7 protein-coding genes and 2 pseudogenes are annotated in these 13,292 nt (G+C 66.8%); 1 reads left to right on the top strand and 8 read right to left on the bottom strand.

Translation table 11 applies throughout. The features are described 5' to 3' along the window. Positions 1–71: 71 nt before the first annotated feature. Positions 72–590: pseudogene (locus ACX6XY_RS19400) on the bottom strand (ATP-binding cassette domain-containing protein); the annotation flags it as partial. Positions 591–1,103: 513 nt separating this feature from the next. Between ACX6XY_RS19400 and ACX6XY_RS19405 the strand changes: the two are divergent. Continuing rightward, on the top strand, positions 1,104–1,556 hold the full coding sequence (locus ACX6XY_RS19405; protein ID WP_460332225.1) for a hypothetical protein: 453 nt from the start codon (positions 1,104–1,106) through the stop codon (positions 1,554–1,556). A 213-nt stretch (positions 1,557–1,769) separates the two neighbouring features. On the opposite strand, the gene ACX6XY_RS19410 is transcribed toward ACX6XY_RS19405, so the two are convergent. From ACX6XY_RS19410 to ACX6XY_RS19440, 7 genes and pseudogenes are all read right to left on the bottom strand, one after another. Then, the gene (locus ACX6XY_RS19410) at positions 1,770–2,894 is read right to left on the bottom strand and encodes an ABC transporter ATP-binding protein (RefSeq protein ID WP_460332227.1); all 1,125 of its coding nucleotides are present in this window, start codon (positions 2,892–2,894) and stop codon (positions 1,770–1,772) included. 15 nt (positions 2,895–2,909) lie between these two features. Further along, positions 2,910–3,971 (bottom strand): ABC transporter ATP-binding protein, encoded by a 1,062-nt coding sequence (locus ACX6XY_RS19415; protein ID WP_460332229.1) that lies wholly within the window; start codon positions 3,969–3,971, stop codon positions 2,910–2,912. A 10-nt stretch (positions 3,972–3,981) separates the two neighbouring features. Further along, the gene (locus ACX6XY_RS19420; protein WP_460332231.1) at positions 3,982–4,959 is read right to left on the bottom strand and encodes an ABC transporter permease; all 978 of its coding nucleotides are present in this window, start codon (positions 4,957–4,959) and stop codon (positions 3,982–3,984) included. A 117-nt stretch (positions 4,960–5,076) separates the two neighbouring features. After that, on the bottom strand, positions 5,077–6,882 hold the full coding sequence (locus ACX6XY_RS19425) for an ABC transporter substrate-binding protein (RefSeq protein ID WP_460332233.1): 1,806 nt from the start codon (positions 6,880–6,882) through the stop codon (positions 5,077–5,079). Positions 6,883–6,979: 97 nt separating this feature from the next. After that, positions 6,980–8,017, bottom strand: a pseudogene (locus ACX6XY_RS19430) (ABC transporter permease). An 825-nt stretch (positions 8,018–8,842) separates the two neighbouring features. Beyond that, positions 8,843–10,750 carry a translational GTPase TypA gene (gene typA, locus ACX6XY_RS19435; protein WP_460332235.1) on the bottom strand — a complete coding sequence of 636 codons (1,908 nt, stop codon included), beginning with the start codon at positions 10,748–10,750 and terminating at the stop codon, positions 8,843–8,845. A 246-nt stretch (positions 10,751–10,996) separates the two neighbouring features. Then, entirely contained in the window at positions 10,997–13,267 is a 2,271-nt protein-coding gene (locus tag ACX6XY_RS19440) for an ABC transporter family substrate-binding protein (RefSeq protein ID WP_460332237.1), read from the bottom strand. Positions 13,268–13,292 lie beyond the last annotated feature (25 nt).

The following is a 13,292-nucleotide window of genomic DNA, read 5'->3' on the forward strand; positions in this document are numbered from 1 at the left end:
GATACCGCATGCCCCGGTGATATCGCAGCGGGCAACCAGCCGTCAGCCCCTACGACACCACAAGTTCAACCTCAGTAGTCCGCCTCCTCCAGGGCCGTCAGCGCCGGGTCCATGACGACGTCCTTGCCGTGGGCCTGGACGGTCGGGTCCTCCGGGAAGTGGCAGGCCGTCAGGTGGCCGTCCGTGTTGCCGGAGATCTGGACCAGCGGCGGGTCGTCCATGGCGCACTTGTCCTGCGCCTTCCAGCAGCGGGTGTAGTGCTCGGGGTTGAGGCCGACCGTCTCCAGGAGCTCGCGCACCCGCTTCTCGCGGCCGCCCGGCGGGTTGATGCCGTTGACCTCCATCGGGCTCTTGATGATGGAGCCGACGGTCTGCCGCGGGTTCAGCGACGAGTACGGGTCCTGGAAGATCATCTGGATCTCGGACCGGATCGGCGCGAGCTGCTTGCGCTTGGCGTGCGTGATGTCCTGGCCCCGGTAGGTGATCTTGCCACCGGTGGGCTCCAGGAGGCGGGTGATCAGGCGTCCGGTGGTGGACTTGCCGCAGCCGGACTCGCCGACCACGCCGAGGGCCTCGCCCTCGTAGACGGTTCACCGTGACCGCCAAGGCGGACCCTGCATGAGCGATGCAGGGGGTAGGCATCTTCACGCCAGAACGCCTACCGCTCGCGACTTCGCTTGAGGTGCCCCAGTGTTGGCGTATCGCCGCCTCAGCGGTACAAGGTCCGACATCTCTTCAGCAGGTTGACACCCACCTGCACCGACAGCCACATTCGCCCCAGGTTCAGCCCTTCAACTAACACAACCAGCCACGATGCCACCTCAGCAACCATTCCGGAAGATCTGCATCCGCCGCGAATCACCCCGCAGCGGGCAGTCCCTGGCCGTGGCGACTTGACCTGGAGTGGCCCGCTGAAAAAAGCGATCAATCCAAGCCATACCAGAAAAACCCCATTGATCACGAGCCGCAGATCATGGAACGCTTGTGAGTGCGGGGAGGGCAAAAGCCTTCGACGCGCAGGAACTTCGACCCGTCCGAAAAAGGATCGTGAATTGCCACACCCTCGCGCAATTCACATCTGCGAGAGACTGGAGAGCGAAACCGTGCGCATCTTCAAGAAGAACACCCTCAGGAGCGCGGTCGGGTTGACGACCACGGCCGTTGCGGCGCTCGTACTTGCTGTGCCAGGGACGGCGCAGGCAGCACCGGATGCCTACTGGAGAGTTGACTGCGACAAGTTCGCTGCCAACAACGACCCTGGCTCCAACGACATGGTCGCCACCATTTGGAGGTCCGCTGACCCCGGTAAGGCCGCTATCGCTTCCTTCAAGGGTTACGGCGAGAAGCTGCACATGCGTAACTGGTCGGGTGCCGCGATGAGTTACGAGGTCCAGTGGGCAACCGCGGACGGTAAGCGCATCGAGAGGGACTGGCGATTCACCATGGGCTCCGGTGGGGACAGGACCCAGGACTTCAACATCCCCGAGGGGCGGACCGTGTGGGTCTCTGTCGGGACGTACGGCGGGAGCACTGCCGTCTGTAAAGGGAAGGCGTAAGGTCACGACTGCTGTGCTGGCTCGGTCAATTCGCTGAGCCGCGTAGGCAGATTTCTGTCCTTTCAAAGCCGACTGCGGGGAACCGGAGCCACCGAACGCGAACGCCCTTGATCACACAGGATTTTCCCTGTCTGAGCAAGGGCGTTCCGTTTTCCGCTGCCCCAGCCCTCGGGCCAGCCAGGCCGGGGATACGGCCAAGCTGAAAGCGAACCCCTAATCGACTTCGCGGGACTCCTCCAGCGCCGTCAGCGCCGGGTCCATGACGACGTCCTTGCCGTGCGCCTCGGTGATCGGGTCCTCCGGGAAGTGGCAGGCCGTCAGGTGGCCGTCCGTGTTGCCGGAGATCTGGACCAGCGGCGGGTCGTCCGTGGCGCACTTGTCCTGCGCCTTCCAGCAGCGGGTGCGGAAGTGGCAGCCGGACGGCGGGTTGATCGGCGACGGGACGTCACCGGCCAGCCGGATGCGCTCGCGCGGCGGGCCGTCGCCCTCGACCTCCACCTCGGGCACGGCCGAGAGCAGGGCGTGAGTGTACGGGTGGCGGGGGCGGGTGTAGATCGACTCACGGTCGCCCACCTCCACCACCTTGCCGAGGTACATGACCGCCACGCGCTGGGAGAAGTGCCGGACGACGGCCAGGTCGTGGGCGATGAAGAGGAAGGCGATGCCCATCTCTTCCTGGACCTTCTTGAGAAGGTTGACGACCTGGGCCTGGATGGACACGTCGAGCGCCGAGACCGGCTCGTCGGCGATGATCAGCTTCGGTTCCAGGGCGAGCGCGCGGGCCACACCGATGCGCTGCCGCTGACCGCCGGAGAACTCGTGCGGGAAGCGGTTGTAGTGCTCGGGGTTGAGGCCGACCGTCTCCAGGAGCTCGCGCACCCGCTTCTCGCGGCCGCCCGGCGGGTCGATGCCGTTGACCTCCATCGGGCTCTTGATGATGGAGCCGACGGTCTGCCGCGGGTTCAGCGACGAGTACGGGTCCTGGAAGATCATCTGGATCTCGGACCGGATCGGCGCGAGCTGCTTGCGCTTGGCATGCGTGATGTCCTGGCCCCGGTAGGTGATCTTGCCACCGGTGGGCTCCAGGAGGCGGGTGATCAGGCGTCCGGTGGTGGACTTGCCGCAGCCGGACTCGCCGACCACGCCGAGGGCCTCGCCCTCGTAGACGGTCAGGTCCACGCCGTCCACGGCCTTGACCGCACCGACCTGGCGCTTGAACGGGAAGCCGCCGTAGATCGGGAAGTGCTTGGTCATGCCCTCGACGGAGAGGAGTGCCTCACGGTCGCTGGCGGCCGAATCCGACTGGCCCTGCTTGGGCAGAGTGACGTTGTCGCTCATGTCTGCTGCGTCTCCCTAACCAAGCCGGGGCTTGATCTGATCGATGAAGATGTCCTGCTTCTGCGCCGCCGACAGGTGGCAGGCCGCCGCGCGGCCCTCGGCCAGCGGCGGGCGCTCGGTCACACACAGGTCGCCGCCGACCGTGTCGACGTAGGTACAGCGCGGGTTGAAGCGGCATCCGCTGGGCGGGTTGAGCAGGCTGGGCGGGGTGCCGGGGATCGGCATGAGCGCCTCGTTGATGTCGCCGCCGAGGCGCGGCATCGAGCTCAACAGCCCCCAGGTGTAGGGGTGCTGGGGCTCCCGCAGCACCTCGCGGACGCTGCCGCGCTCCACCGCCCGGCCCGCGTACATCACCAGCAGGTCGTCGGCCATGTGCGAGATGACGCCCAGGTCGTGGGTGATGAACACGATCGCCGAGCCGAACTCCTGCTGGAGGTCCTTGAGCAGGTCCAGGATCTGGGCCTGGACCGTCACATCGAGCGCGGTGGTCGGCTCGTCGGCGATCAGCAGGTCCGGGTCGCAGATCAGCGCCATGGCGATCATCGCGCGCTGGCGCATACCGCCGGAGTACTGGTGCGGGAAGTCGTCGAAGCGTGTCGCGGGCTGCGGGATGCCGACCTTGTCGAGCATCTCGATGACGCGGGCCTTCGCCTCCTTCTTGGAGGCGCCGGTGTGCTTCATGAACGGCTCGGCGATCTGCCGTCCGATGGTGTAGTACGGCGAGAACGCGGTGAGCGGGTCCTGGAAGATCATCGCGGCCTTGTTGCCGCGGATCTTCTCCATCTCGTTCTCGGACGCGGTGGTCAGCTCCTGGCCGTCCAGGTTGATCTCGCCCTCGACCTTGGAGGTCTTGGGGTTGTGCAGCCCGAGGACGGTCAGGTTGGTGACGGACTTGCCAGAGCCCGACTCGCCCACGATGCCCAGCGTCTTGCCGCGCTCGACGTCGAAGGAGAGGCCGTCCACCGCTTTGACGACGCCATCCTCGGTGGAGAACGACACCCGCAGGTCGCGAACCGAGAGGAAGGCGTCCGACCCGGTCGGGGACGGAGTGTCTTCGGTCTTGGTCAGTGTGGTCACGGTCGTTCTCCTAGGCGAGGCGCACGCGCGGGTCGATGAAGGCGTAGCAGATGTCCACGAGGATGTTCAGGAGCAGAATGAAGAACGCTCCGAACAGCATCACGCCCATGGTCAGCGGCAGGTCCTTGTTCAGCGACGACTCCACCGCGAGACGGCCGATGCCCGCCAGGTCGAAGGTGAACTCGGTGACCACGCCACCGGCGAGCAGGGAGCTCAGGTCGATACCGATGATAGTGACAATCGGCGTGAGCGAGCCTCGCCAGGCGTAGCGGAAGAACACGTACTTCCGTCCCATGCCCTTGGCGCGCGCGGTGCGGACGTGCTCTTCCTGGAGCTGCTCGATCATCGCGGAGCGGGACATACGCGTGTACTGGGCGACGAAGATGGTCGACATCACGACCCAGGGGATCAGCAGGCCGACGGCCCATCCGGCCGGGTCCTCGGTGAAGGGGACGTACTTGGGGTTCTCCATCCAGCCGGTGCTGTAGACGAGGAGACCCAGGACGATCGGACCGAGGAAGTAGATCTGGAACGAGCTGAGCACCATAGCGGTGCCGCTGACCGCCTTGTCGGCCATGGTGCCGCGCTTCCAGGCGGCGAGCATGCCCGAGGCGAGACCAAGCACCAGGAAGATCACCAGGCCGCCGATCGTGAGCGACAGGGTGAGCGGGAAGCGGTCCATGATCGATTCCCAGACGAACTCGCCCGAGCTGAAGGACTGCCCCAGGCACGGGGCTTCGCAGTGCCCGATGGAGAGGTCCCGACCGGTCACGATACCGGCCATGAAGTCCCAGAACTGCGTGGTGATGGGTTTGTCGAGGCCGAGGTTCTCGCGGATGACCGCGAGGTTCTCCGGTGTGCAGTTCTTGCCACAGGAGAGCGCGGCGAAGTCCTGGGGGATTGTGTAGAACAGGAAGAACGTGAACGCGCCGATCAGGAACATGATCGCGACGGCGCCGGTCAACCTGCGGATGAGGAACTGAAGCATGGCGGGCGGCTGCTCTCTTCGGAAGCGGCGGTGGTGAGGGGTGACGTGGGTCCGTGGGGGCGCGCTCCGCCTGGCGCGCACCCCCACGGATCAGCCGTGATCAGGAGTGATCAGGCGTCACGGCTTCTTCAGGTACAGGTTGTTGATGTTGATGTAGCTGGAGTTCGTGCTGTACGAAGCGCCGCCGATGTTGGAGCCGAAGAGCTGGAGCTGCTTGGAGTAGTAGACCGGAGCAGCCGGGTTGATCTCCTCCACGATGCGGTGGTGAGCCTCTTCCCAGGTCTTGGCCGCCTCCTCGGGCTGCTGGCCCAGGGCCTTCTCGATGAGGGCGTTGACCTTCTCGTCGTTGATGTGCGAGTAGTTCGAGGCGCCGTCGGCGATGAGGTTGCCGTCGTAGACGGGGGTGACCACGGTGGACGGCGACGGCCAGTCCTGGCCCCAGCCGGTCATGTAGAGGTCGTACGGGTTGTCGAGCTTGCCGATCTGCTCGTAGAAGCTCTTCCGCTCGATCTGCTTGGCCTGGACGTCGAAGCCGATCTTCTCCAGCGCGTCCACGACGAGCACCTGCTGGGCCTGGCTACGCGGGGTGTTGGAGTAGGCGTAGGTGAGCTTGGTGCCCTCCTTGAAGCCCGCCTCCTTGAGGAGCGCCTTGGCCTTTGCCGGGTCACCGTTGGGCTTCTTCTGCTTGCCGAACGGGTCGTAGTTCGGGTCGTAGCCCGGCAGGGTCGGGGCGAACAGGCCACCGGCCAGCTCGCCGCCGTACTTGCCGCCGTCCGCGTCGATCATGGACTTGTTCGGCAGCGCGTAGGTGATCGCGTCGCGGATCTTCTTGTCCTTCATGATGTCCTTGCTCATGTTGAAGGACATCTGCCAGACGTAGGGCTGGTAGCCCTTGATCGTGCGCTTGTTGACCTCGGGGTCCGTGACGACGTCGCGGATCTGCGGGTTGTCGACCGCGTCCGTGAACTGGATCGCGTTCTTGGCTTCGCCCTGGTCAGCGATCAGACGCTTGGTCTGGCTGCTCTGGCTGACGGTCAGGTTGAAGTTGTACCCGTCGACGTACTGGTGGCGCACCGCGTCGGTCTTCGGGTCCCAGTTGGTGTTCTTGTCCAGCTTCAGGGACTTGCCGGGCTTGTACTCGGCGATCTTGTACGGGCCGAGCGAGGCGGGGGCCTTGTCGTACTTCTCCTTGGTGTCCCGCTTCTCCGGCACGATCGCGTAACCGGCCATGGCGAGCGCCTGCGGCAGGTCGGGGCGCGGCTTGTCGAACTTGAAGATCACCGTCTTGTCGTCCGGCGTCTCCAGGACGGAGTCCGGCAGGTGCTTGCCCTTGTACGGGCCGTCCGGCAGCGCGTCACGGTAGTCGGGTCCGGAGAGCCAGTTCTGGAGGAAGCTCGGGCCGTCGAAGATGACCTTCGAGTACAGGCGCTCGACGGTGTGGCGGACGTCGGCCGAGGTGATCTCGTTGCCCTGGTCGTCCTTGATGCCGTCCTTGAGCTTGTACGTCCAGGTCTTGTTGTCGTCGGAGGCCTGGCCCGAGTCGGTGGCGATGTCGCCGACGACCGTGAGGTTGCCCTTGTCGTCTTCCTGGAAGTCCGTGAGGCCGCGGTGGATCAGGTTGGCGAGCTGGCCCGCGTCACTGACGTAGATCTGGCCCGGGTCCATGTGCGTGATGTCCGACTGCGAGAAGACGTTGATCACACCGCCGGAGACGGCGCCGGACACCTCCTTCGCGGGACCGGTCGAGCCGGCCGCGTCGGCGTAGGCAACCGGCTTTGACTGCTCCGCGGCGTCTTCCTTGGACTTGGACTTGCCCTGGGTCTTCTTGCCGCTGTCGTCGTTGGAGCAGCCGGTCAGAGCCAGCGAACCGGCCGCGAGGGCGACGACTATGGCACGCGCGGAGCGCGATCGGGTGAGCTTCATGATGCTCGTTGCACCTACCTGTCAGTTGTTTACGAGAACTGCTGCCTGATCCGGTTGCCCGGCGCGAGCGGTGGCAGCCACCGCCCGCTGATGGACGTCACCGTCCGGTCTTGGGGTCAAACGCGTCACGGACCGAGTCACCGAGAAGGTTGAAGGCCAGTACGAACACGAACAGGGCGATGCCCGGGAAGAGCATGTACGCGGGGTCGGTCTCATAGACCCTGACGCCAGTGACGAACATCCGGCCCCAGTCAGGCGTCGGCTCGTTGAAACCCACACCGACGAACGACAGGAACGCGATGGACAGAATGGCACTGGGCAGCATGTAGGTGCCCTGCACCAGGATCGGGCTGACGATGTTCGGCAGGATCTCCTTGCGGACGATCCGCCACCGGGACGCGCCCGAGACCTTGGCGGCCTCGACGAACTCGCGTTCGCGCAGGGACAGTACCGAACTGCGCACCAGACGGGCCATACCCATCCAGCCGAGGAACCACATCACGAGGATGATCGTGACGGCCCGCAGATAGGTCGGGGTCTCGTCCGTGGGGGATACGAACAGCGCCGTCACGATGGGCATGAAGGCGATGAAGAAGAGCTGGTTCGGGAACGACAGGAAGAAGTCGGTCGTCCGGCCCAGCCAGTAGTCGACCTTGCCGCCGAAGAAGCCGCCGACCATGCCGATGATGACTCCGGTGGCCACGCTCAGGAAGGTCAGCGCAAGCGCCGTGTACAGCGAGGTGCGCATGCCGTAGATCAGCATGGTGAACACGTCGCGCCCCAGGTAGGGCTCGACTCCGAACCAGAAGTCGCCGGACACTCCGCCGAAGCTCCCGCTGGGCATCGCGAAGTCGTCGAGCAGGAACGGATGCTCGGGCTCCTGCGCGTAGAGCGTGTAGGGGTCCTTGCCGTAGAGCTTCGCGATCACTGGCGCCAGTGCAGCGATCGCGAAGTAAGCGATCACGACAACGGCGCAGATCACGCCCGTGCGGTCGCGCTTGAAGCGCGCCCACATCAGCTGGCCGGGCGAGCGGCCGTCCTGGCCCTTGCTCTCCTTGCCGTCGGCCTTCGACTCGGTCTCTTAGTCCAAGGCTCCGGACGCCTGAACGTCCTCGGCCTCAACTGGACTCGTCATCATTTGTCCATTTCACAGGTGTTCAGCTGCCAACGACCCCGCGCCGACTGGCAGTTGGAGGATCAAGAGCTGCGACACCACCCGTCAGGCAGAGCGGGACCAACCCCCGGAAGGGCATTCTGGTCCGCCGCCTGGAGAGAGGTGAAGCGCCCTGAGGTCACAGATCGGCCGATAGGCCGGAAACCGGACCGTCAGAGCCGTCCGCCACGCGCGGCGGCAGCGCCGTTCACCGAGACACGCTGAATGAGACCGACCGCGCCGCGCACCACAGGGGACTTCGCGGCCCACTGAGCGCTTGTGGCACTGGACATGGGCTTTCCTCCTCTTGAGTCCACTCGTTCATTACGAGAGAGGGCGCCGTTGACCCGACCGACACCCCTGACGGTCGAGGCAGGCACCCCTAGTGCTCGCGAGTCGACGCTCCCCCACGGCGCGCGACCCATTGACCCGAGCTCTACGCGCTCAACTATTAGCCATCGGCCATCCGTGCGACCACAGTCTTTTGGTCTCGGTTCGATCACACCTGATGGTTACTTCTTCCGAAATCCGGACAAACGGATCCGAGATAGATGACCGCGAAACGGACTCGTTATACATCTATCGGTCAGGTCACACCGACTACCGGACGTCTGGCTCAGAAAAATCCGTTGCGGATCAAGCCAAAAGGGAGATCATCACCCCGGTCGGCTTCGGTCGTGGTCGGCGACCGGCTGTGAGGTATCTCCCCCACACGCAAACTGGCCCGACTCTACGCCGTGCCGGCGTGGAGTCGGGCCAAGTCCTGCGAAATCCGTAGCCCGGTCTTCCGACCTGGGCCAGGCTGGGTCAGCCGTGCTTGGCCTTGGAGGCCGCGCGGGCGCGGTTGCGCTGGTCGAGTACGACCTTGCGGATGCGCACCGCCTCCGGGGTCACCTCGACGCACTCGTCGTCGCGGCAGAACTCCAGGGACTGCTCAAGGGACAGCTTGCGCGGCGGCACGATCGACTCGGTGACATCGGCCGTGGACGACCGCATGTTGGTGAGCTTCTTCTCCTTGGTGATGTTCACGTCCATGTCGTCGGCGCGCGAGTTCTCGCCGACGATCATGCCCTCGTACACCTCGGTGCCCGGCTCGGTGAACAGCACGCCGCGCTCCTGGAGGTTGGTCATCGCGAAGGCGGTGACCGCGCCCGCACGGTCGGCGACCAGCGAGCCGTTGTTACGGGTCGTCAGCGTGCCGAACCAGGGCTCGTGCCCCTCGTGGATGGAGTGCGCGATGCCCGTGCCGCGGGTGTGGGTCAGGAACTCCGTACGGAAGCCGATCAGGCCGCGGGACGGCACGACGAACTCCATGCGGACCCAGCCGGAGCCGTGGTTGGACATGTTGTCCATCCGGCCCTTGCGGACGCCCATCAGCTGGGTGACCGCGCCCATGTGCTCCTCGGGCACGTCGATCGTCATCCGCTCGACCGGCTCGTGCGTCTTACCGTCGATCTCGCGGGTGACCACCTGCGGCTTGCCGATGGTCAGCTCGTAGCCCTCGCGGCGCATCTGCTCGACCAGGATCGCCAGCGCCAGCTCGCCGCGGCCCTGCACCTCCCAGGCGTCGGGGCGCTCGGTGTCCAGGACGCGGAGCGAGACGTTGCCGATCAGCTCCTTGTCCAGGCGGTCCTTGACCTGGCGGGCGGTGACCTTGCGGTCCTTGACCGCGGCCTTGGCGTCCGCGCCCTTGCCGGTGCCGCCCCGGCCGACCAGCGGCGAGGTGTTCGTGCCGATGGTCATCGAGATCGCGGGCTCGTCGACCGTGATCAGCGGCAGCGCGATCGGGTTCTCCGGGTCGGCCAGGGTCTCGCCGATCATGATGTCCGGGATGCCGGCGACCGCGCAGATGTCGCCCGGACCCGCCTTCTCGGCGGGCTTGCGGGTGAGCGCCTCGGTCATCATCAGCTCGGTGATGCGGACGTTGGCGATGGTGCCGTCCCGCTTGATCCAGGCGACGGTCTGGCCCTTCTTCAGCTCACCCTGCTCCACGCGGAGCAGCGCGATACGGCCGAGGAAGTTGTCCGCGTCAAGGTTGGTGACGTGCGCCTGGAGGGGGGCCGACTCGTCGTACTCGGGGGCCGGGACCGTCTCCAGGAGGGTCGTGAAGAACGGCTCCAGGTTGTCGCTGTCGGCCGGTACGGTGCCGTCCTCGGGCTTGGTCAGCGAGGCCACGCCGTCACGGGCGCAGGCGTAGACGATCGGGAACTCGATCTGCTCCTCGGTCGCGTCCAGGTCGAGGAAGAGGTCGTAGGTCTCGTCGATGACCTCGGCGATCCGGGAGTCCGGGCGGTCCGTCTTGTTGATGCAGAGGATGACCGGCATCTTGGCCTGCAACGCCTTGCGGAGCACGAAGCGGGTCTGCGGCAGCGGGCCCTCGGAGGCGTCGACCAGCAGCACGACGGCGTCCACCATCGACAGACCGCGCTCGACCTCGCCGCCGAAGTCGGCGTGGCCGGGGGTGTCGATGATGTTGATCGTGATCGGGTCCCCGCCGTCCTTGGGGTGATACTTCACCGCCGTGTTCTTGGCGAGGATCGTGATGCCCTTCTCACGCTCCAGGTCGTTCGAGTCCATCATCCGCTCGTCGAGGTTCTCGGCGGCGTGGGCGGCGAAGGCTCCGGCCTGCTTGAGCATGCCGTCTACGAGGGTGGTCTTGCCGTGGTCGACGTGGGCGACGATGGCGACGTTTCGGATGTCGTGGCGGGTGGGCATACTTGCGGCGCTACTCCCGGAATCGTGGATGCCGCGCGTACGGTCCGGTACGCGGGCCTCGCCGGGCAGACATGCCACGGCCGTACCCCATCGTACGTCGACCTCGCGGAGGCGGCCTCCGCGGGGCCCCTGACGTGGGGGAAAGCACAGGTCAACAGATCAAATAGGGGCGGACACCACCTTGCCCGCCGGATGAACCGGCGGGCAAGGTCCTTGAGTGAACTCTGAGGTAAGGGAACCGCGCGATCAGTCCTTACCGGACTTCTCGGGCTGCCGGGCGGGCTCCGCGCCCTGGGCGGGCCTGACCCCCGGCTTCAGGAAGCCGATGTCCTCGTAGCGCGGCGACTCGAAGCCGAACGCGCCCGCGTTGGCCAGCCGGGGCTTCGCCGCGACGAGCTCGGGGCGCTGGTAGAGCGGGATCGATCCGGCGGCGGCCCAGATCCGGGCGTCGGCCTGCTTGACCAGGTCACGGGCCGCGCTCTCGTCCAGTTCGCTGATCGCCTGCTCGAAGAGCTGGTCGATGTGGTCGGTGCCGACTCGGGTGTAGTTCTGCTCGACGTTCAGGGAGCCGTCGGCCGCGGGCTGCGGCTTGGCGAAGATCGGACGGGCGTCGGTGGCCGGGAAGGCGGAGGCGGGCCAGGAGTACAGGGCCAGGTCGTACTCGCCGGAGGCGATGTGGTCCTTGAAGTAGCTGGCGTCCTTGACCTTGGCCGTCTCGGTGCGGATGCCGATGCGCTTGAGCATCTTCGACACCTTCTCGCCGACCGCGCGCAGCGTCTCGGAGCCGGGCCCGGAGGGCAGGACGAAGCGCAGCGTCAGCGGTCTGCCGTCCTTGGCGACCGGGCCGCCGACCGGGCTGGGGGCCGCGGTGCCCTTGGGCGCGTACGCGCCGGGGGCGCCGCCGGGCTGGGCCTGCTGCTTCTCCTGGGCGCTCTCGGGCTGCTCGCCGGTGCGGGGCTTGCCGTCTTCCTGGCCGACGATGTAAGTGCCGTCATCGTCCTGCTTTTCCTGCTTTTCCTTTTCCCCCTTCTCCCCCTTCTCCCCCTTCTCCTCCTGCTTCTCCTGCTTCTCCTTCTCTTCCTCCTTGTCCTTCTCCTTGTCTCCCTCCTTCTTGCTGCCCGCCGTGCCGTCCTTCGTCTCGCCGCCGCCCGGTGACCAGCCCGCGTCGGCCAGCAGGGCGCGGGCCTCCGCGGTGTCCTGCTCGCCGAGCGCCCCGCTGTTGTCGGCGTACGCGTCCTGGCCCGCCAGGGCCAGGTGGCTGCCGACCGGCTCGGCGGGCAGGTCGAGCGGCCCCAGTACGGTCTCGGCGAGCTCGGCGCGGTCGATCGCGCGGGCCACCGCGCGGCGTACCCGCTCGTCGGCGAGCGGGCCGTCGGCGCCGTTCAGCGCCAGCTGTGTGTAGGCCGGTTCCAGGGACTTGCGGACCTTGAAGCCGCTGAGGGCACGCTGTTCGGCGGCGTACTTCTTGATCGCGGCCTGGTTCTTCTCGCGGGCCTCCCGCTCGGCCTCGGCCTTCTCATCGGCCTCGTCGTCGTCCTCGCCGCCCGCGCCGTTCGCGATCGCCCAGGAGCGCAGGGCCTGGGCGGGGGTGATGCCGGAGCCGGGGCCGTGGGTGAGCGGGCCCTTGCGGCCCGCGTCCCGTACGGCCAGCGCGATCCGCTCGTTGACGCCCGTGCCGATGTCGGCCAGGTCCAGCTTGCCCGCGGCGAGCGCGGCGGCGCGCTTCTGGGGCGGTACGGCCCGGAAGACGAGCTTCTCCAGCTTGGCGGGGCTGCCCCACCAGCGCGGGTTGCGGACGAGTGTGGTCTCGCCCTTCTTGCGGTCCAGTTTCTTGATCTTGAAGGGGCCCGCGGTGTTCTTCAGCTCGCGGCGGGCGCCGTCGTTGAACGAGTCCGGCGTCCCCATCACGTCCTTGGGGTACAGCGGCGAGAACAGCGCGCGCCAGTCCGCGTACGGCTTCGCGAAGGTGACCCGGACCTCCAGGTCGTTCGCGCCGCGCTCGATCTTCTCGATCCTGTCGTACCCGGCGTTGCGCGCGGTCCAGTACGCGCTGTCCTTGCCGGACAGGGCGCGCCACTGGGCGGCGAAGTCGGCGGCGCCGATCTCCCGGCCGTCGCTCCAGACCGCCTGCTGGTTGAGCTGGTAGAGCACGACCTGCTTGGGCTCCTGCTCGATGATCTCGGCGTTCTCCAGGTAGTCGGCGTTACGCTGCGGCTGGCCCTTGGCGTCGATCGTGTACATGGAGGGCAGTACGGCGCCCGCGACGCGTGTGGTGGCCTCGCCCGCGTCCGCCTGGAAGACGTTGAGCGTCTCGGGCATCGCGTCGACCGCCCAGGCGACCTTGCCCCCGTCGGCCACCAGGTCACGCGACGCGGGCGCGATGTCCTGGGGCGCCAGCGTGGCGTCCGGCTCCTCGCCCGAACTGCACCCGGCGAGTGCGGGCAGGGTGAGCACGCCCGCCGTGAGGAGGGCGGCCGCTCTGCGGGCGGGACGGGCTCTGACGCCGTCGTGGGACATGGCTGGCACCTCCGGGGCTGGGGCC

Source organism: Streptomyces sp. O3, from assembly GCF_054788135.1.

What these genes read in the sequence shown, in the direction of transcription:
- ACX6XY_RS19425 (WP_460332233.1), bottom strand. Translation starts at nt 6,882, where the DNA reads ATGAAGCTCACCCGATCGCGCTCCGCGCGTGCCATAGTCGTCGCCCTC.
- typA (WP_460332235.1), bottom strand. Translation starts at nt 10,750, where the DNA reads ATGCCCACCCGCCACGACATCCGAAACGTCGCCATCGTCGCCCACGTC.
- ACX6XY_RS19420 (WP_460332231.1), bottom strand. Translation starts at nt 4,959, where the DNA reads ATGCTTCAGTTCCTCATCCGCAGGTTGACCGGCGCCGTCGCGATCATG.
- ACX6XY_RS19440 (WP_460332237.1), bottom strand. Translation starts at nt 13,267, where the DNA reads ATGTCCCACGACGGCGTCAGAGCCCGTCCCGCCCGCAGAGCGGCCGCC.
- ACX6XY_RS19410 (WP_460332227.1), bottom strand. Translation starts at nt 2,894, where the DNA reads ATGAGCGACAACGTCACTCTGCCCAAGCAGGGCCAGTCGGATTCGGCC.